20 protein-coding genes and 1 riboswitch are annotated in these 19,034 nt (G+C 49.6%); of the genes, 2 read left to right on the top strand and 18 right to left on the bottom strand.

The features are described 5' to 3' along the window. Positions 1-50: 50 nt before the first annotated feature. From ffh to smc, 4 genes are all read right to left on the bottom strand, one after another. Positions 51-1,391 carry a signal recognition particle protein gene (ffh, locus tag ON063_RS00100; protein WP_074034778.1) on the bottom strand — a complete coding sequence of 447 codons (1,341 nt, stop codon included), beginning with the start codon at positions 1,389-1,391 and terminating at the stop codon, positions 51-53. 11 nt (positions 1,392-1,402) lie between these two features. Next, the gene (locus ON063_RS00095; protein ID WP_446719113.1) at positions 1,403-1,702 is read right to left on the bottom strand and encodes a putative DNA-binding protein; all 300 of its coding nucleotides are present in this window, start codon (positions 1,700-1,702) and stop codon (positions 1,403-1,405) included. A 120-nt stretch (positions 1,703-1,822) separates the two neighbouring features. Beyond that, positions 1,823-2,848, bottom strand: coding sequence for a signal recognition particle-docking protein FtsY (ftsY, locus tag ON063_RS00090; RefSeq protein WP_074034782.1), 1,026 nt, complete (start codon positions 2,846-2,848; stop codon positions 1,823-1,825). After that, positions 2,845-6,402 carry a chromosome segregation protein SMC gene (gene smc, locus ON063_RS00085; protein ID WP_274663848.1) on the bottom strand — a complete coding sequence of 1,186 codons (3,558 nt, stop codon included), beginning with the start codon at positions 6,400-6,402 and terminating at the stop codon, positions 2,845-2,847. The genes ftsY and smc overlap by 4 nt, the downstream gene beginning before the upstream one ends. 114 nt (positions 6,403-6,516) lie before the next feature. Between smc and ON063_RS00080 the strand changes: the two genes are divergently transcribed. Continuing rightward, entirely contained in the window at positions 6,517-6,711 is a 195-nt protein-coding gene (locus ON063_RS00080; RefSeq protein ID WP_015881361.1) for a DUF1128 family protein, read from the top strand. Positions 6,712-6,752: 41 nt separating this feature from the next. Here the strand turns inward: ON063_RS00080 and rnc are convergent, their stop codons facing one another. The 11 genes from rnc to ON063_RS00025 form a co-directional block, all read right to left on the bottom strand. Further along, positions 6,753-7,469, bottom strand: coding sequence for a ribonuclease III (gene rnc, locus ON063_RS00075; RefSeq protein ID WP_214693956.1), 717 nt, complete (start codon positions 7,467-7,469; stop codon positions 6,753-6,755). A 123-nt stretch (positions 7,470-7,592) separates the two neighbouring features. Next, positions 7,593-7,832, bottom strand: a complete 240-nt coding sequence (gene acpP / locus ON063_RS00070; protein WP_214788883.1) for an acyl carrier protein — start codon at positions 7,830-7,832, stop codon at positions 7,593-7,595. 58 nt (positions 7,833-7,890) lie between these two features. Further along, on the bottom strand, positions 7,891-8,631 hold the full coding sequence (fabG, locus tag ON063_RS00065) for a 3-oxoacyl-[acyl-carrier-protein] reductase (protein ID WP_274663847.1): 741 nt from the start codon (positions 8,629-8,631) through the stop codon (positions 7,891-7,893). Next, positions 8,624-9,544, bottom strand: coding sequence for an ACP S-malonyltransferase (gene fabD, locus ON063_RS00060; RefSeq protein ID WP_274663846.1), 921 nt, complete (start codon positions 9,542-9,544; stop codon positions 8,624-8,626). Before fabD ends, fabG begins: the two co-directional genes overlap by 8 nt. Before the next feature lie 18 nt (positions 9,545-9,562). Continuing rightward, on the bottom strand, positions 9,563-10,552 hold the full coding sequence (gene plsX / locus ON063_RS00055) for a phosphate acyltransferase PlsX (protein ID WP_214875424.1): 990 nt from the start codon (positions 10,550-10,552) through the stop codon (positions 9,563-9,565). After that, the gene (gene fapR / locus ON063_RS00050) at positions 10,549-11,118 is read right to left on the bottom strand and encodes a transcription factor FapR (protein ID WP_074034802.1); all 570 of its coding nucleotides are present in this window, start codon (positions 11,116-11,118) and stop codon (positions 10,549-10,551) included. The genes plsX and fapR overlap by 4 nt, the downstream gene beginning before the upstream one ends. A gap of 85 nt (positions 11,119-11,203) precedes the next feature. Further along, a complete protein-coding gene (recG, locus tag ON063_RS00045; RefSeq protein ID WP_274663845.1) occupies positions 11,204-13,234 on the bottom strand; it encodes an ATP-dependent DNA helicase RecG in 2,031 nt (676 codons plus the stop codon). After that, on the bottom strand, positions 13,221-14,108 hold the full coding sequence (gene sdaAA, locus ON063_RS00040; RefSeq protein ID WP_214875413.1) for an L-serine ammonia-lyase, iron-sulfur-dependent, subunit alpha: 888 nt from the start codon (positions 14,106-14,108) through the stop codon (positions 13,221-13,223). The genes recG and sdaAA overlap by 14 nt, the downstream gene beginning before the upstream one ends. Before the next feature lie 12 nt (positions 14,109-14,120). Then, entirely contained in the window at positions 14,121-14,783 is a 663-nt protein-coding gene (sdaAB, locus tag ON063_RS00035) for an L-serine ammonia-lyase, iron-sulfur-dependent subunit beta (protein WP_074034808.1), read from the bottom strand. Between the two features lie 63 nt (positions 14,784-14,846). Then, positions 14,847-16,526 (bottom strand): DAK2 domain-containing protein, encoded by a 1,680-nt coding sequence (locus ON063_RS00030; RefSeq protein WP_214875409.1) that lies wholly within the window; start codon positions 16,524-16,526, stop codon positions 14,847-14,849. 22 nt (positions 16,527-16,548) lie between these two features. Continuing rightward, positions 16,549-16,911 carry an Asp23/Gls24 family envelope stress response protein gene (locus ON063_RS00025; protein ID WP_015881350.1) on the bottom strand — a complete coding sequence of 121 codons (363 nt, stop codon included), beginning with the start codon at positions 16,909-16,911 and terminating at the stop codon, positions 16,549-16,551. 252 nt (positions 16,912-17,163) lie between these two features. On the opposite strand from ON063_RS00025, the gene rpmB reads away from it, so the two are divergent. After that, on the top strand, positions 17,164-17,352 hold the full coding sequence (rpmB, locus tag ON063_RS00020; protein WP_015881349.1) for a 50S ribosomal protein L28: 189 nt from the start codon (positions 17,164-17,166) through the stop codon (positions 17,350-17,352). A gap of 57 nt (positions 17,353-17,409) precedes the next feature. Here rpmB and ON063_RS00015 read toward each other — a convergent pair whose 3' ends face one another. The 3 genes from ON063_RS00015 to ON063_RS00005 all read right to left on the bottom strand — a co-directional run. Beyond that, positions 17,410-17,997, bottom strand: coding sequence for a thiamine diphosphokinase (locus ON063_RS00015; protein WP_274663844.1), 588 nt, complete (start codon positions 17,995-17,997; stop codon positions 17,410-17,412). Further along, positions 17,994-18,569, bottom strand: a complete 576-nt coding sequence (thiT, locus tag ON063_RS00010) for an energy-coupled thiamine transporter ThiT (RefSeq protein ID WP_074034820.1) — start codon at positions 18,567-18,569, stop codon at positions 17,994-17,996. Before thiT ends, ON063_RS00015 begins: the two co-directional genes overlap by 4 nt. Before the next feature lie 73 nt (positions 18,570-18,642). After that, a riboswitch (TPP riboswitch) is annotated at positions 18,643-18,743 on the bottom strand. Positions 18,744-18,763: 20 nt separating this feature from the next. Continuing rightward, positions 18,764-19,034, bottom strand: a 271-nt coding sequence (locus ON063_RS00005; RefSeq protein ID WP_446719111.1) for a ribulose-phosphate 3-epimerase, incomplete at its 5' end; no start/stop codon positions are given.

Raw genomic sequence — 19,034 nt, 5'->3', positions numbered from 1 at the left:
GACAACTTTTATAGTATACAGCTTTTTTGTCCGACTGACAAAAGTTTTTGTTAGAAGAACGGAAGACCTAAGCCCTTTTTCTTCCCTTTCATTTGTCCTGACATTTGCTTCATCAGCTTCTTCATGTCATCGAACTGTTTGATGAGACGGTTCACTTCTTGAATCGAGCGACCGCTCCCTTTTGCGATCCGCTTCCGACGACTCGCATTGAGCACTTCCGGGTTGGCGCGCTCATGTTTTGTCATCGAGCGAATGATCGCTTCGACGTGATCGAGTTGTTTCTCGTCGATTTGGACGTTTTTCAACCCTTTCATCTTACCTGCACCAGGTAACATCGAAAGTAATTCATCAATCGGGCCCATGTTTTTCACTTGACCCAACTGTTCAATGAAATCATCGAACGTGAATGACGCGTCACGAATTTTGCTTTCTAGCTCTCTCGCTGCGTCTTGGTCCATCTGTGTCTCGGCTTTTTCAATGAGCGAGAGCACGTCCCCCATTCCAAGGATCCGTGACGCCATGCGTTCTGGATGGAATGGTTCGAGGGCATCCAACTTTTCGCCGAGACCGACGAATTTAATCGGCGCTCCCGTGACTGCCTTAATCGAAAGGGCTGCCCCGCCTCGTGTATCTCCGTCGAGCTTTGTGAGCACGACCCCGGTGATTCCGAGTTTCTCATTGAAACTGTCGGCCACATTGACCGCATCTTGACCTGTCATCGAGTCGACGACAAGGAAGATTTCATTTGGTTTGGCAATCGTCTTCACATTTTCGAGCTCACCCATGAGCGTCTCGTCGATATGAAGGCGACCCGCCGTATCGATCAACACGAAATCGTGATGATTTGTTTTTGCGTACTCGAGTGCTTTCGTCACAATCTCTTCCGGTTTCACTTGATCGCCAAGTGAGAAGACCGGTAAATCGAGTTGTTTCCCGAGTGTCTCGAGCTGCTTGATTGCCGCCGGACGATAAATATCCGCCGCGACGAGAAGTGGACTGCGGTTATGCTTTTTGCGAATCAAGTTCGCTAGCTTCCCGGTCGTTGTCGTCTTACCTGCCCCTTGCAGACCGACCATCATGACGACTGTCGGTGGTTTCTGACTGAATGAGATCGGGACGACATCGCTTCCCATCAAATTCGTCAACTCTTCGTGAACGATTTTGACGACTTGTTGACCTGGCGTCAATGATTTCATGACATCCTGACCAACCGCACGTTCTTTCACGTCATTGACGAATTGCTTGACCACTTTAAAGTTGACGTCGGCTTCTAGTAAGGCGAGGCGAACCTCACGCATCATCTCTTTGACATCAGCCTCAGAGATTTTCCCTTTACCGCGCATCTTTGAAAGCGTCGATTGCAACCGTTCTGATAATCCTTCAAATGCCATGCTCCAGCCCCCTACTCTAAATTCTCAAGCGCAGAAATCGTAGCCTGCACGTCATCCGTGAGCTCGATTTGACGTTTGAGGGTCTGAAGAAGTTGCTGACGCTGTTCGAATTTTTCGAATAGAGCGAGCTTTTCCTCGTACTGTTCAAGCATCGTTTCTGTACGCTTTATGTTATCGTAGACCGCTTGACGGCTGACTTCAAACTCTTCCGCTATCTCTCCGAGCGAGTAGTCATCTAGGTAATAAAGAGACATATAGTTGCGCTGTTTCGGTGTGAGGAGCGCTTGATAGAAATCGATGAGATAGTTCATGCGATTCGTTTTTTCGAGCGTCAAACCTTTCACCTCCACATGTTAAGTGAAATCCCTTTACAACTACCAATAGTACAGCCGTGCCTAGTACTTGTCAAGTTTTTTTCTTAACAGTAAAACTTAGGCGAGGTCTTTGTTTGTGTCCTCATTTTCAGTCGAGTCCTCTTCTGATTTATCCTCAAAAACGTCTCCAAACAACCCGAGGACGAACTGCTCTGGGTCAAACTCTTGCAAATCGTCCATCTTCTCCCCGAGACCGACATATTTGACCGGAATATCGAGTTCATTTCGAATCGCGAGAACAATCCCACCTTTTGCTGTACCGTCGAGTTTCGTCAAGACGATTCCGCTCACGTTCGTCGCTTCTTTGAACGCTTTCGCTTGAATCATAGCGTTTTGTCCGGTCGTTGCATCTAATGCAAGTAAGACCTCATGTGGTCCGTTCGGGACTTCTCGTTCGATGACCCGTTTCACTTTTTCGAGTTCTTTCATTAAGTTCACTTTATTTTGAAGGCGTCCAGCCGTGTCACAAATGAGAACGTCCATGTTACGTGATTTCGCAGATTGAACAGCATCGTATACGACGGCAGCCGGGTCAGACCCTTCCGTTTGACGAATGACCGGTACTCCGACGCGTTCGCCCCATACTTGAAGTTGCTCGATCGCTCCTGCACGGAATGTATCTCCTGCCGCGAGCATGACGTTACGACCTTCCGACTTCAATTGATGCGCCAATTTTCCGATCGTCGTCGTCTTTCCGACACCGTTCACACCGACAAACAAGATGACTGTGAGTCCGTCTTGCATGTTCAGTTCACGGTCAGATTCGTCTTCCTGAAGGCGTTTCGCCACCACTTCAACGAGAGCATCCCGAACAGCGACCGGGTCTTTCAAGTTGCGTCGTTTCACTTCTTCTTTCAAGTCTTCGACAAGGTCCATCGTCGTCGTGACGCCGACATCCGCTTGGATGAGCAAATCTTCGAGTTCATCGAAGAAGTCCTCATCCACCTCGCGAAAACGATAAACGAGGTCGTTGACGGCACTCGCAAATCCGTCACGCGTTTTCGTCAATCCGTCTGTAAACTTCTGTGACACCTCTTGGGTAGATGTCGTTAATTTTTCTTTTAATTTCTTGAAAAAACTCAACGTGATTCCTCCATCTCTTCATCCATTTCTACGACACGTTTTGCTTCAGATAGTTCGACCGATAATACTTCGGACACCCCGTTCTGTTGCATCGTGACGCCATAAAGCGTATCTGCCGCTTCCATTGTACCTTTTCGGTGCGTGATGATGACAAATTGCGTGTCGATTGAGAGCGTGCGAATATATTCCCCGAACCGGTGTACGTTCGCCTCATCAAGCGCCGCTTCGACTTCATCGAGGACACAGAATGGTACCGGACGCGTTTTCAAGATCGCAAACAGTAAAGCGATTGCCGTGAGTGCACGCTCTCCTCCAGACAACAGACTGAGCGTCTGTAGCTTTTTACCAGGCGGTTTGGCGACGATTTCAATCCCTGTATTCAACAAGTCGGACTCATCAACCAATTTCAAATCGGCTTCGCCCCCACCGAATAACTCGGTGAACGTCTGTTTGAAGTGTGCCCGCACGTTCGTATACGTCTCTTTGAAAAGACGTGTCACTTCACGGTCCATCTCGGCGATGATCTCATACAAATCTTCTTTCGCACTGACCAAGTCATCCCGCTGTTCAGACAAGAACGTAAAGCGCTCATGAACGCTATCGAACTCCTCGATCGCATTCAAGTTAACCGGTCCGATTTCCTCAATTTGACGAACGAGTAATTTGAACTCTTCTTTCGCCTCATCAAGAGGAATCTCAAGCGCCGGTAAGAGTTCTGCAACGAGCCCGTGTTCCTCTAACGCATCGAGCTTCCACTGTCGTTTTAATTCGAACTCTTGTTTCGCCGTCTCTAGTTTTCGAACGACTGCTTCAGCTTGACGCCGCGCTTCCGTCGCTTGATCGACACGTTGACGCATGATGCGGTACGCCTCTTCATTTGACTTGAGCGTTGCCGTCATGTCTTGAAGTCGCTCTTGAATGTTGGTGAATTCAAGCTTGGCCGTAGCGAGCGTCTCTTCTAACTCGGCAGATGAGACGACTTCCCCACTGTCAAGTCGCGTAAGTTCACGATTCATCTGATCGGTCCGGTCCTGTAGACGTTTCCGTTCAGTCGTCAAGCGCTCCACTTCATAGCGAACCCGTTCTTCTTCGAGCGTATGCCGTTGTAGGTCGAGCTCGTTTTGACGAAGCATCGCTTCAAGTTGCCCCGTACTTTCGGCACTTTTTGCCTGTTCGGCACGAAGCGACTCTAGACGAACACGAATGTCCGCTTGCTCTTTATCCGTATCTGCCAACGTTTTCGTCAAACGTTCGAGTTCGGCTGTCGACGTCTCAATCGTTTTCTCGTAACGCAGCATCTCATGATCGAACAGTTCAAGTTGTGACTTGGCATCAAGCGAGGCGCGTTCGGCGGTACGGTAAGTAGCCTCGACCTCTCGAAGCGATCCTTCGACGGTACGTTTCTCGTCTCGTAGCGTTGATAATGCTTCAGTGATTGTCTTCAACGCTTCCGTGTATTCTTGAAGACGTTGTTTTTGCTCATGAAGCATCGCGAGCCCTTGTGTCAATCCTTGTTTCAAATCGTCTAACTCACGCGATTGAGTGAACAAGGCCACCCCTTGCTTACGACTCCCGCCGGTCATCGAACCACCGACGTTCACGATGTCTCCTTCGAGCGTGACGACGCGGAAACGGTATCCGGTCATTTGCGCAATCCGGTTCGCGACTTCTAACGTCTCGGCGACGAGCACCGAACCGAGAAGTGATTTTTTCAACGTTTCGAACGACTCGTCGGTCTCGACTAAATCAGATGCCACCCCGACAAATCCAGTCATCGATTCGAGGCGATGTAACACCTCAGTCGGTACAAATCTTGGTTTGATCGTCGTCATCGGTAAGAACGTTGCGCGACCTGCGTTCGCTTTGCGCAATCGATCGATTTCATGACGTCCGACTGTCTCGTCTTTGACGACGACATGTTGTTGCGTCTGTCCGAGAGCCGTCTCGATGGCGGCTTCATACGAAGGACGAACACGAATCAGTTCAGCGACGGCACCAAGCACACCTGATGAACGGTCTTTCAATACAAACTTAACCGCATGGAAATATCCTTCATACGATTGCTTCATCCGTTCGAGCATCTCAATCCGATCTTCCGTCTTTTGACGACGACGTTCGAGGTCATAGTAAGACGTTTCTGCCCGTGTCAACTTTTCACGGATCGCCGTCTCTTGGTCGCGAAGTTCCACTTCTTTTTTACTCAGTAGTTCGAAGCGACCTTGCACTTCTTCATATCGTTCCCGTGTCGCTTCGAGTGTTGCTTCTTGTGAAGACCGATCATCAAGACGATGTTTGTTCTCACGAAGGAGACGTTCTTTCGACTCGATGGCGACATCGATATCCCGTTGCTCCCGCTTTTGTTGGTTACTGATTGTCGCTCGCGTTGTCGCGAGTTCGAACGCCTCACTTTGTAACGCTTCAATCTCTGCATTAAAATCACGGGAGGCAGCAGTCAATTGTTGTTGAAGCGCGTCTCTCGCCTCGGTCGTTTGTCGCAACGTATCTACTTTTTTAGACAACTCGTCACGAACGACCGTCAGTCGAGTCTCTAGCTCTGCCATCTCGGCGCTCACTTCTTCACGTTGATGGACGAGACGCTCTTTCATCTCGGCTCCATGCTCTTCTTGTGCTTTCGCGAGCTTGATGTCACCCGTCAAGCGTTCGACATACGTCGACTGTTCGCGCTCTTTTTGGTTCATCTCGGATAACTCTTCACGAAGGGTCGATAGCGTAGCCTCAAGTTGAGTACGTTCCTCCGTGAGGTGTTGTACCGAACGATCACAATCCGATAACTGCTTGATCGATTCTGTATGACGTACCGTCACTTGTTCAATTTCTTGTTGGAGCAACTGAATTTCGGCACCCATGATCCCCGTCTCGAGCTCGTCATGACGGGCTTTTGCCACTGTATATTCCCGAGCGAGCGCCGCCTGCTCACGAAGTGGTTCCACCCGGTCAGCCAATTCAAATAAAATGTCGTCGACACGTGACAAGTTCAATTCGGTGTCTTGCAATTTACGCTCAGCCTGTTTTTTACGCTGGCGATACTTGAGGACACCCGCCGCCTCTTCGATGACGGCACGGCGGTCTTCCGGCTTCCCGGAAATGACTTGTTCGACTCGACCTTGCCCGATGATCGCGAACGCATCACGGGAAAGACCTGTGTCTAAAAAGAGGTCAATGACGTCTTTAAGACGACATGGTTTTTTATTCATAAAATAGTCGCTGTCCCCACTTCTGGTCACGCGACGGGTCACACTCACTTCTTCATAAGGGAGACGTAACTGTTCGTCGCGATTATCGAGGACGAGCGTGACCTCCGCGACGTTTCGGTGATTCTCACCTTCACTTCCGGCGAAGATGACGTCTTCCATCTTGGCACCGCGAAGTGATTTGGCCGACTGTTCTCCAAGTACCCAGCGAACAGCGTCCGATATATTGGATTTCCCGCTTCCGTTCGGCCCTACTACAGCCGTGACGCCGGGACGGAAATCTAATTCAATTCGCTTGGCAAATGATTTAAAGCCAGCGAGTTCGATTCGTTTTAAGTGCATCGTGACCATCCTATCCGCAGTAAGCATTCATCTGTATATTTTACCACAGTTAACAGTTCGTCAAAATGACAGAATCATGCTATTCTTAAAAGAACTGTAGAAAGGGGAATACAGATGACGAATGAACAGATGATTGAAGCGATTTTGGACAAAATGAACATTATTAACCGCGGTGCGATCAAGGCGGAAGAATATAATGCAGCTGACCCATCAGCGGTGAAAGAGATTTACGAGTACGTAATGACACGTTCTTCCCTCTCTTTATCGGAAGTCGACGGGATTGTCGAAGAACTCGGTCAATTGACATGAAAAAGGAGTGGAACCATTTTGAATGGTCCACTCCTTTTTGTTTATAGATCAGCGTAACGTCGATTGAACGCGATGAGCGCTTCTTTAGCAGCCAACTGCTCGGCTTCTTTTTTAGAGCGCCCGACTCCCTCCCCGACGATGTCGTCGCTGAGCCGTGCATGGGCAACGAATTCACGGCTGTGCGCCGGTCCTCGCTCCTCGATGATTTCATACGTGACCGGACCTAAGCCTTCCCGTTGCACACTCTCCTGCAACTGGCTCTTGAAATCGGTCTGTTCTTCAAATACACCCGCTAAGACTTTCGGAAAAACCGCTTCGGCGAGGAATCGTTCGACTGCCTCAATCCCTTGGTCTAAATAAAGAGCACCGATATAGGATTCGAAGACATCGGCAAGTAGTGCCGGACGTTTTCGTCCACCGGTCAACTCTTCACCTTTTCCAAGTAAGATGAAGTCAGAGAAAGCATAGGCCTCCGCAAAATTCACGAGTGACGGTTCGCAAACGATCGCCGCCCGTAATTTCGTTAATTCCCCCTCGGAGCGCTCCGGATAAGTCTCATATAGGAAGCGGGATACGGTCAATTCTAACACGGCATCCCCTAAAAATTCTAAGCGTTCATTGTCTTTTCGTAATCCACGTTGTTCATTCACGTATGAAGAGTGTGTGAACGCCTGCATGAGCAAGTCGTGATTCGAAAACTGAACGTCTAAACGCTCTTCTAATGACTTGAATAATTCTAAGATGCGTGCCCGTTCCATTTCCTGACGCCGGCGCCGTTGCGCCGACCCTTGACGGTCAAACCGTCGTTTGTCTTTTGTCATAGTTCCCTCCATGAATAAGCACAAGCCCACCGCTCGGAACCGAGCGGTGGGATGGCTTGATTACACTTTTGTTTCGATATACGCTACTACGTCGCCAACAGTCGCGAGCTTCTCAGCGTCTTCGTCTTCAATCGTGATGTCGAATTTGTCTTCGAGGTCCATCACCATTTCCATTACTTCAAGCGAGTCAGCGCCAAGGTCGTCCTTGAACGATTTCTCTGCAGTGATCTCAGAAACGTCTTTCCCGAGCTTCTCTGCTACTGCTTCTTGTACGTCTACTAAAATTTGTTCTTTTGTCATGATAAAATCCCTCCAAAGGTAAGTATATTAAATGTCTGTCTATTGGTAAAGTTCTCTTTTACGCCATCGTCATGCCGCCATCGACGGCAATCGTCTGACCTGTCACGTAAGCGGCTTGTTCAGATGCTAAGAATGAGACGAGGTTGGCCACATCTTCGACTTGACCGAAACGATTGAACGGAATTTGCTCGAGTGTAGCGTTCCGCTGTTCATCTGTCAAGGCATCGGTCATATCGGTTTGAATAAAACCAGGACAAACGGCATTGACCGTCACATGACGACTTGCGAGTTCGCGTGCCACTGATTTCGTCAATCCGATCAGCCCTGCTTTCGCCGCCGCATAGTTTGCTTGTCCGGCATTTCCTGTAATCCCGACGACCGAGGCGATATTGATGATACGCCCCGATTTTGATTTGAGCAACGAACGTGTGACCGCTTGCGATGTGAGGAACGCGCCCTTCAAGTTCGTCGATAAGACGTCATTGAAGTCCGCTTCTTTCATGCGCATAAGTAACCCGTCACGTGTAATGCCCGCGTTGTTCACAAGACAATCGACGCGTCCATACGTATCGACCGTCGTCTTGACGAGCGCTTTAACGTCGTCAGCGTTTGAGACGTCCGCCTTCACGGCCGTAGCTTCGCCACCTGCTTCGACGATGGCCGCCACGACAGCGTTTGCTTTTTCTTCACTACCCGAGTAATTCACGACGACACGGAAGCCGTCTTCCCCTAAACGTTTCGCGATGGCCGCACCGATTCCACGGGACGCGCCAGTCACGATCGCTACTTGATCATGCACGAACTTCTCCTCCTAACGAGGCGACTTCTTCCAACGTGGTCGCCTTTTGAATCGATACATTCGAATCGATTCGTTTAATCAACCCTGAAAGTGGTGACGATGGACCGAATTCGATGAACGTATCCACCCCGTCTGCAATCGCTTTTCGAACACATTCTTCAAAACGAACCGACGAATACAGTTGTTTCGTCAACAACGCTTTCAGATGTTCCGGATCACGGTGTACAGCCGTATCCACGTTCGAGACGAAATCGACAGACGCTTCTTGGAACGGCGATGAGGCGAGGACATCTTGGAAACGTGTCGCCACCGGCATCATATATGAACTGTGGAACGCACCGGAGACATTTAACGGTAATACCCGTTTCGCGCCGGCTGCCTTCAGTTCTACACTCGCCTGTTCGACCGCATCGATATGCCCGGAAATGACAAACTGACCAGGGCAATTCAAGTTAGCGATTTGAACCAAGTCCCCACTCGCACTAATTTTTTCAGTGATATGAAGCGCTTCTTGAAGATCGGTCATTCCGACGACTGCCGCCATCGTTCCATCTTTCACAGAAGACATCAAATTACCACGTTCTCGAACGAGCACGGTCGCCTCTTCTAAATCGATGACCCCCGCTGAGACGAGCGCCGCATACTCCCCTACGCTATGTCCGATGACGACATCTGGTGTCGCACCGTTTGCCGCATAGGCTTGTGCAAGCAACGAGGCATGTGCCACGATTGCTGGTTGTGCGATTTCTGTTTCTTGTAGGTCTTCTTTCGACCCGGCAGACATGACTTCAAGAAGGTCAAATCCGAGTCGACGCCCGATTGCCTGAAGGGCTTCAGGTTGGTCTAAAAAGGTCTGTCCCATTCCAACGGCTTGAGAGCCTTGTCCTGGGAACACCCATGCTACTTTCCCCATGTCCTCACCTGCTTTCGCTTAGTCTATCGCTTTGGCACGCTTGATTTTATCGACGACATCGTGGTCTACCATGATTTTCGCCTGTTTCAATGCACTCGCAATCGCAAGTGCGTCGCTCGATCCATGTGCCTTGATGACAGGCGCATTGATCCCGAATAATCCGGCTCCCCCATGTTCACGATAATCAAGCGTTTCTTTCAATCGTCTTAATTTCGGTTTTAAGATGAGAGCGGCAAGTTTTGATACAAGGTTGCTCGTAAATTGTTCTTTCATCATCTTCATGAGCATCGCTGAGGATCCTTCTACACCTTTTAACAAGATGTTTCCTGCAAATCCTTCTGTCACGATGACGTCCACGTCTCCTGACATCGCTTCTCGCGCTTCGACATTCCCGACAAAGTGGACAGGGGCCTGTTCAAGGAGGGGGAACGCTTCTTTCGTGAGCGCATTTCCTTTTCCGGCTTCCGTCCCGATATTGAGAAGGGCGACACGCGGTGTTTTGATGCCACGGACATGTTCTGCATACAGTGAACCCATGATCGCATAATCCACAAGATGTTCGGCTTTCGCATCCGGATTCGCTCCGACATCCAGCACGACGACACCGCTACCTGTATATGTAGGGAACGTCGGAGATAATGCCGGACGCTCGATTCCTGGGATCCGTCCGATGACGAAGAGAGACGCTGCCATCAAGGCGCCGGTGTTCCCGGCAGACACGAGAGCATCCGCTTTCCCCTCTTTAACAAGGTTTGCCGCTACGACGAGCGAGCTGTCCTTTTTGCGGCGGACCGCACGAACAGGCTCATCCTCACCTGTAATGATTTCACTTGCTGGAACGACCGTCACACGAGGATCGTCAAGTCCATAAGAGGCAATTTTAACCTCGTCACCGACTAGAAAAAGCTCCATCGGTTCATTCGGATATTGTTCGACGAACCGTTTCACACCTTCTACGATCGCTTTCGGTGCGTGATCGCCACCCATTGCATCAATTGCTAATTTCATGCTTGTTCCTCCTCACCACGTCGGTAAATCGTGAAGTCGCCTTCAAAGACGCGTTCCTCACCGACATAACTTTCGACCGTGACGTCTGTTCTCCCGTCCCCTCTTAGCTTCATCACACGAGCCTTGGCAACGACTCGCTCTCCAAGATGGACCTGGCGACTAAACCGGATTTCCGCTTTAGTGGTCAACGCCAATTCATCATTGATGAGCGCCACCGCTAACGAGTTGGCTTGCGCGAACAGGACGTGCCCACGTGCAATCTCATTGCGGCTAAAGACGTGTTCTTTTTCTATATCGAGGACAGAAATCGCAGAGTCATCGAGTTTCAAGTCAATCATATCACCGATGACCTCGCTCATTGAAAGCGATTTGACTTCATCGAGGTGCTCGGAAGCCACATGTTTGATTCGTTCCCTCACTTCCGGAATTTTTAATTCCATCCGGTCGAGCCGAATCGTCTGGATGCTGACGGAAAACTGTTTTGATAGTTCTTCGTCTTTGATGAACGGGTTGCGCTCAATCGTTTCTTGTAACAAGCGTTGCCGCTCTTTCTTAGGTACCCGCATTCAGTTCCCTCCTAAACTAATCACTAAAGAACTTAATACCTGGTACTAATAGCAGTATATATTCTTTAGTCGTCATTTTCAAGTATTATTCTAACCTTTCCCCAACGAGAAGGTCGAGTTGTTTCAAATAACCACGTAACCCTTCATATTGGGCATCATGCCAAAATGCGTCGCTTCCTAGAAGTTTTACGGCATCTTGCATCGCCACTTCCATCACTTTCAAGTCGAGAACGGGATCTGCGACCCGGAAGCTCGGAAGACCGCTTTGCGCGGTACCAAAGAAATCACCGGCACCCCGTAACTCTAAATCTTTCTCCGCCAATACGAACCCATCATTCGTTTCCGTCATCGTTTTCAGCCGAACTTTCCCGACATCTGACTTCGGGTCCCCGACGAGGATACAGAACGATTGATGGGCACCACGACCGACACGGCCACGTAACTGATGGAGTTGCGCGAGCCCAAAACGCTCGGCGTCATGGATGATAATGAGTGAAGCGTTCGGAACGTTCACCCCGACTTCGACGACCGTTGTCGAGACGAGAATTTGCGTCGCGTTGTCAGCAAATGATTTCATCACGTCGTCCTTTTCTGCGCTCGACAGCTTTCCGTGCATCAGCCCTACCGAATAGTTCGGAAACCGCTCTTTCAACAGTTCATATAAAGCTGTCGCACTTTCGACCTCGAGCGTATCCGACTCCTCGATGAGTGGTGCGATCACATATGCTTGACGACCGAGCGACAGCTCACGGTCGACCATCGAATGGACACGGTCGATTTGGTCTTGCTTCGCCCAATATGTTTCAATCGGTTTTCGACCTTTTGGCATCTCATCGATTGTCGAGACGTCCATCTCACCGAAGGCGCTGATGGCAAGTGTCCTCGGAATCGGGGTCGCGGTCATATATAAGACGTCCGCAAATTCCGCTTTATCGCGAAGTTTCTTCCGTTGTTCGACACCGAATCGATGTTGTTCGTCCGTGATTGCCAAATGTAAGTTCGAAAACTCGACGGGTCCTTGAATGAGCGCATGTGTCCCCACGATGATGTCGACGTCCCCTGATTGGATTGCCGTTAGAAGTGCTTCTCGCGCCTTTCCTTTCACTGAGCTCGTCAAGAGGGCAATCGTGATGCCGTACGGTTCAAACAATTCCTGTAAAGATGTCGCATGTTGTTCTGCTAAAATCTCGGTCGGCACCATCAATGCCCCTTGATACCCAGCCATGACGGTCGCATACAAGGCAATCGCGGCAACGACGGTCTTCCCGCTCCCGACATCCCCTTGTAGCAATCGATTCATCCGTTCTGGCTTCTCTAAATCGGATACAATTTCACGGATGACCCGTGTTTGGGCTCCCGTCAACGGGAATGCGAGTCGTTTGACGAACTCGTTCAATTGATGCTTATCGAGTTGAAGGGCCCGACCGTTTCCTGACCGCTCCATTTTACGAAATGCCTGCAATTTCAATTGATACATGAGACATTCTTCATAGACATAACTCCGTCTCGCCTGCTTATACGTTTCCACAGTATCTGGAAAATGCATGCCACGTAGCATGTCCATTCGGTCCTCAAGTCGATACCTGGCCCGTATGGACGGCGGCACCCGCTCCGGAAGCTCACTCACTTGTTCGAATGCTAACTTGACGATGCGACTAAAGTTCTTTTGCGTCAGTCCCGCTCGTAATGAATAGATTGGTTGAAGTCCGCCTGACGGAGCACCGAACTCGAGGTCGGTCGCGCTGATCGTCATCCGATTCATGTCCCATTTCCCTTTGACCGTGACGGTCTCGCCGATTGCTAACTTCTCTTTATAAAACGCACGGTTGAACATCGTCACTTGGACCGCATAACGTTCCTCTAACAATAATCTGAACTGAAGTCGATTCTTGCCTTTACTATAGTAGCGAACGAGTGGTTCTGCCTGAACCGTCCCACTCCACTTGACCAGGTCACCGTGAACAGCAGTCGTTACGGTCCCACTGTTATAATTCTCATAACGAAACGGGACGTGCTCTAGCACGTCCTCGATTCGAACAAGTCCCATCACTTCTAGTTTTTTGGCCATCTCTGGCCCGACTCCTTTCAGAGTCGTCAGTCGTTCATTGTTTTGCATCTTCTTTCGCTCCAAATATATTTCGTTCGAGGCGACGAGCCGTCGGCGTATTCGCCAGTCCACCTTTCGCCGTCTCTTTCAATGCGGTCGGCATCATTTGACCGACTTCATGCATCGCTGAAATGACTTCGTCACAAGGAATGCGTGATGTGATTCCCGCGAGGGCCATGTCCGCTGCGACAATGGCATTGGCACCACCCATGGCATTTCGTTTTACACATGGGACTTCAACGAGTCCTGCCACGGGGTCACAGACGAGACCGAGCATGTTCTTAAGGGCGATTGCAAACGCCGTCGCCGACTGGTCCGGTGTCCCGCCGGCCGCTTCGACGATGGCGGCCGCAGCCATCCCGGTCGCTGAACCGACTTCTGCCTGGCAACCACCTGCCGCTCCCGAGATCGAGGCGTTGTTCGCCACCACGAAACCGAAAGCACCTGACGTGAACAAGTAACGAATCATCGCATCGCGGTCCATCTCGAGACGGTCTTTCACAGCGAATAACGTTCCAGGTACGACACCTGCACTCCCCGCAGTCGGTGTCGCACAAATCCGTCCCATCGCTGCATTCACTTCGTTCGTCCCGATGGCTTTTGACACGGCATCTAAAATGAGGTCTCCAGCAAGTGATTTGCCTGATTGGATATACTCTTGCATGAGTACGGCATCGTTCCCCGTCAATCCCGTTACTGATGTAACACCTTGAAGTGCGCGTTCAACCGCTTCTTCCATGACCTCGAGGTTTCGGTCCATCATCCCGATGATGTCCTCCCGGCTCGCGCGTCTGACGTGCATCTCTTGTTCGATCATGACTTCAGAAATCGGGATGCCTCGTTCTGTGGCAATCGTCACTAACTCTTCTACTGATTTAAACATCTCACATTCTCCTTATTCCCCAAAAATAGCTATCCGTTCGATTTGCGGTAACCGTTCCAGTTCTGCAATCACTTCAGCAGGAATCGTTTCATCAATCTCAATCGCCATCAAAGCTTGCATTCCTTTTTCGTGACGACTCACTTCCATATGCCCGATGTTCAATTGATGATTCGCCAAGACGCCGGTCACTGCAGCGATGGCGCCGAATCGGTCATGATGCAAGACGACGAGCGCAGGTCCCCCACCTGTCAATTTCAACGGGAACCCATTTAGTTCCGTAATCTCAATCGTTCCCCCGCCGATTGAGATCCCGACGATTTCAAATGTGCCAAACTCATCTTCGAGTAAGACACGTGCTGTATTCGGATGATCCGTCAACAAGTCACTCGTCTCAAAGATGACCTCAATCCCTTTTTCACGGGCGATGTCTAACGCCTGTGGGATTCGCAAGTCAAACGTATCGAATCCCATGATTCCACCGACGATCGCGACATCCGTACCGTGACCCCGATACGTGTCCGCAAACGATCCGTAAAACGTGATGCGCGCGGTGCGGGGCGTTCGCCCAAATAACTTCCCTGCCATCAGCCCGATGCGTGCGGCACCGGCTGTATGTGAGCTTGATGGACCGACCATGACAGGACCAATAATGTCAAACACACTACGATATTTCACTTCATTTTCCCCCTTTCAAAAATCCCTACCTTCATTATACAGAAGGTAGGGACTTGAAACAGCTTATTCCACACTAAAAATATAAGAGTAAAGCGGTTGTTTGCCGTCGTGTACTTCAATCTCAATCTCATCATTTACAGATTCGATATATGACGTCAATGCTTCCACGTCTGATTCAGATGAACCTTCACCAGTTAAGATCGTGATGATTTCGTCATCTGCTTCGACGAGTGCATCGACCAACTTCTTAGCCGCTTCGAGGCTTGACGTCGATGAAGAAACAATTTTCTTCTCTGCAATCGCCATATGCTCGTCTTTCTTGATTTCCACACCATCGATGCTCGTATCACGAACAGCGTAAGTGACCTGACCAGACTTCACAGTCGCGGCAGCCGCTTTCATCGCTTGTTCGTTCATCTCGACATCAGCCTCTGGGTTGAAGGCGATTGCCGCCGCAAGACCTTGTGGGACCGTCTTCGTTGGGATGACAGAGACGCCGCATGGTGCGACAGATGCTGCTTGCTCAGCAGCCATGATGATGTTTGAATTGTTCGGGAAGATAAAGACATGTTCCGCATGTGCAGATTCAATCGCCTTGACGATATCTTCTGTCGATGGGTTCATCGTCTGACCGCCTTCGATGACATGTGCCGCTCCGAGCGAACGGAACAATTCACTGACGCCTTCACCCATTGCCACCGTTACGATTGCAAATGGTGCTTTTGGCTTCTCGGCCTGTTGAACACCGTGCTGATTTGCGCCGTGTTCTTCTTCGAGAATCGTCGAGTGCTGTTGACGCATGTTCTCGATTTTGACTGCAACGAGTTCACCGAAACGCTGACCTTTCGTGATGACCTCACCTGGAGTCTCGACGTGAACGTGAACTTTTAAGAGTTCTTCGTCCGCGACGACAAGGAGAGAATCTCCTAGTTCTGACAATTCGTTACGGAATGCGTCTTCATTGAACGGCGCATCCTTTAACTTATCGTCTTGGAAACGAACCATGATCTCCGTGCAGTAGCCGAATTCGATGTCTTCTGTTGACATGAACCCTTGTGCTGCATGAGCATGATGTTCTGCCTCAATCAACGCATCCATGACGGGTGCATGTGGTTTTTCGAGTTCTTTTCCTTCAAGGCTTGCAAGGAATCCTTCGTAGATGACGAGAAGACCTTGACCACCTGAGTCGACAACGCCGACTTCTTTTAATACCGGCAACAAGTCCGGTGTACGGTCTAACGATGCTTTCGCTTCTACGATGACACGTTTCATAAATTCAGTGAAATCACTTGTCGACTCTGACGCAAGAAGCGCTTCGTCGGCCGCTTCACGAGCAACCGTCAAAATCGTTCCTTCAACCGGTTTCATAACCGCCTTGTATGCCGTGTCGACACCGCGCTTGAGAGCCTCTGCAAAATCAACCGTTGTCAGTTCCGCTTTGCCTTCAACCGCTTTACCGAATCCACGGAACAACTGACTTAAAATAACGCCTGAGTTTCCACGTGCTCCCATAAGTAGTCCACGAGCAAACTTCGATGACACCTCTGCGATATCTGATGAGTTCATCGCTGCTACTTCTTTCGCACCCGACGTCATCGTCAAGTTCATGTTCGTTCCCGTATCTCCGTCTGGAACCGGGAAGACGTTAAGCGAATCCACATAATCTGCGTTTTGGCTCAAGTTGGCCGCTCCGTTCGCGATCATGTTTGAGAGCGCCAATCCATCTAAACGTTTTAAACCCACACCAAATCCTCCTCCGTTTTCGTCAGTCATTCGTCAGACGAACGCCTTGAACGAATATATTTACCGACGAAACGTTTAATCCTAAAGTTTCTCCGAGCGTATACTTCACTCGGCTCTGCACGTTGTATGCAACTTCAGATACTTTCGTTCCGTAGCTTACAATGATGTGCATGTCGATATGTACGTCTTCGTCTTCTTGACGTACGACGACACCACGCGCGTAATTTTCACGTTTTAACAATTCAGCAATGCCGTCTTTTAATTGTGCTTGTGAAGCCATGCCGACCACACCGAAGCATTCCATCGCCGCACCACCTGCGAGTGTCGCGATGACGTCACTTGTGATGTCAATATTGCCATATGTTGTCTTCATTTCAATTGCCATATGGAGTAGCCTCCTTTATTCGGAATGATTCCTAATGTACATTCTACAATAAGTACCTAGTTATTAAAAGAACCTGCTCCAGAAACTCGGTCAATTAACGCGATAACCTCATTCATTATTCAAATCCTTGAGAGTAATGTCAAGTTTTTTTCTTGTCATGGCATGATTTTCTAGTTGCATCGGGAAAAAAGCCGTGCTAATATAAACGAGTGTCTATTAGGACGAACCCACATAAAAAAGGAGGGGAAACGCATGGCACGTAAATGCTACGTAACAGGTAAATCACCTAAATCAGGTAACAACCGTTCGCACGCACTCAACAAGACAAAACGTACTTGGGGTGTAAACGTACAAAAAGTTCGTATTCTCGTTGACGGTAAACCGAAACGCGTTTGGGTTTCAGCTCGCGCACTTAAATCAGGTCTCGTTGAACGCGTATAATACTTATACACGAACGAATAAATCCCAGCGGCATTCGCCGATGGGATTTTTTTTTGCTTATTTTTTGATGATCATGACGAGAACCATTCCTTGATGGACCGTCAATCGGGCAGACGCTTCGGTCCATTCATTCGAAATCGTCAATGCCTCCCCACTCTTGACCTCATGATGGTCGAGTGGATATTTGACACCTTCAATCGAGATCGTGGCCGTCTTCCAAGGCATGAAGGAAAGATAATGCCCGTCTCGCTTCATAATGACCTCGCTACCTGTTCTCACGAGATAAACCGTTTGACCTTCTCCGTGAAGAATCATCTCCGGATACGCTTCAAGTAAGCCGACGTTCGCAAAGGTCATATCGATGCGTCCGCCTAAGCCACCATATACATCCATCCGTGTCGCCCCGCGTTCTCTCGCGAACGCTAGTGCAATCTCTAAGTCCGTCACGTCTTTCTCCGAAGGATAGCGAAGCGCCTCCTCAGGCGGTGATCCTTTGAACGAATCAAAGTCCCCGACCACGACGTCTGGCATGATCCCTTCATCTAATAATCTTTGATATCCACCATCGACACCGATGACAAAATCGGCATCACGCGGTAAGTCCGGAATGGGTTCCGGACTCGCCGCGACGATCAATATATTCATTGACGGAGATCCCGTGTCGCCACACGCGTGAAACGTGGTGCTGTCGTGAAGAGGAGCACTAACACGATGGCTGAGATGACAAAGGATGGTGCCATATACGTAGCATTATAGCCGAGTGAATAGGCGACGACCGGACCTTCAGCATATTCAGCAAAGAAGACAATTCCCGAGATGACGTGCGCCGCGTATCGTAACATCGAACCAAGGAGCGCACCGAGTACTAAATAAGTGGCAAGCGTCTTCGTCGCCCCGTTGCTCGCAGCTTGCTTCACACGCCCCGCGAACACTCCGGCCATTCCGACGAGACCATAAGCGACCGTATAGTCGAGCAGGAATTGTACAGGCGTGAAAATATAAGCACCGAACAAGAGTTGAAGTGTCCCGACGAGGGCACCTGTCGCGAGACCCCCTTTTAATCCGTGGCGGAATGCCATCACAAAGATCGGGAGCATCGCTAAACTGATGGATCCCCCTTGTGGCAAACGGTATGGAATGAGCAAATCAAAAATGAGCCCGAGCGCTGCAAACAATGAAATTTCAATGAGCGCTTGTAATTTGAAACGTGATTTCATCTTTCTTCCTCCTTTATTTGGTTGAACGACAAAAAGCAGCATGACGTAAACGCCATGCTGCTTGGATTCGCAACGTGCATTTTCGCCACATCCCTACGTCCGTGTGAACGGAACAGGTTCAAAGGGTTAGCGTATGCCTCTCAGCCACATCATGTGACACCCCTTGCGACTCTATCTTGTTGTTCTATCGTCGATTATACACGAGATGCGCCACGAATGCTATCGATGGCTGCTTTATAATCTGGTTGATTGTAGATGGCTGATCCCGCAACAAGGACATCAGCCCCTGCGTCGATGCAATATTTTGCCGTCTCCGCGTTGACACCACCATCGATTTCAATCTCAAAATCAAGCTGACGGTCTTGGCGGAGCTGACTGAGTGCTGAAATTTTCGGTACGACCGATTCGATGAACGCTTGTCCCCCGAACCCTGGGTTGACGGTCATGAGCAATACCATGTCAACG

Origin of the sequence: Exiguobacterium sp. B2(2022) (assembly GCF_028823655.1) — a bacterium.
Taxonomy (GTDB): domain Bacteria; phylum Bacillota; class Bacilli; order Exiguobacteriales; family Exiguobacteriaceae; genus Exiguobacterium; species Exiguobacterium aestuarii_A.
The sequence above is the reverse complement of the archived record's forward strand: the minus strand, read 5'-3'. Positions and strand labels throughout refer to the sequence as shown.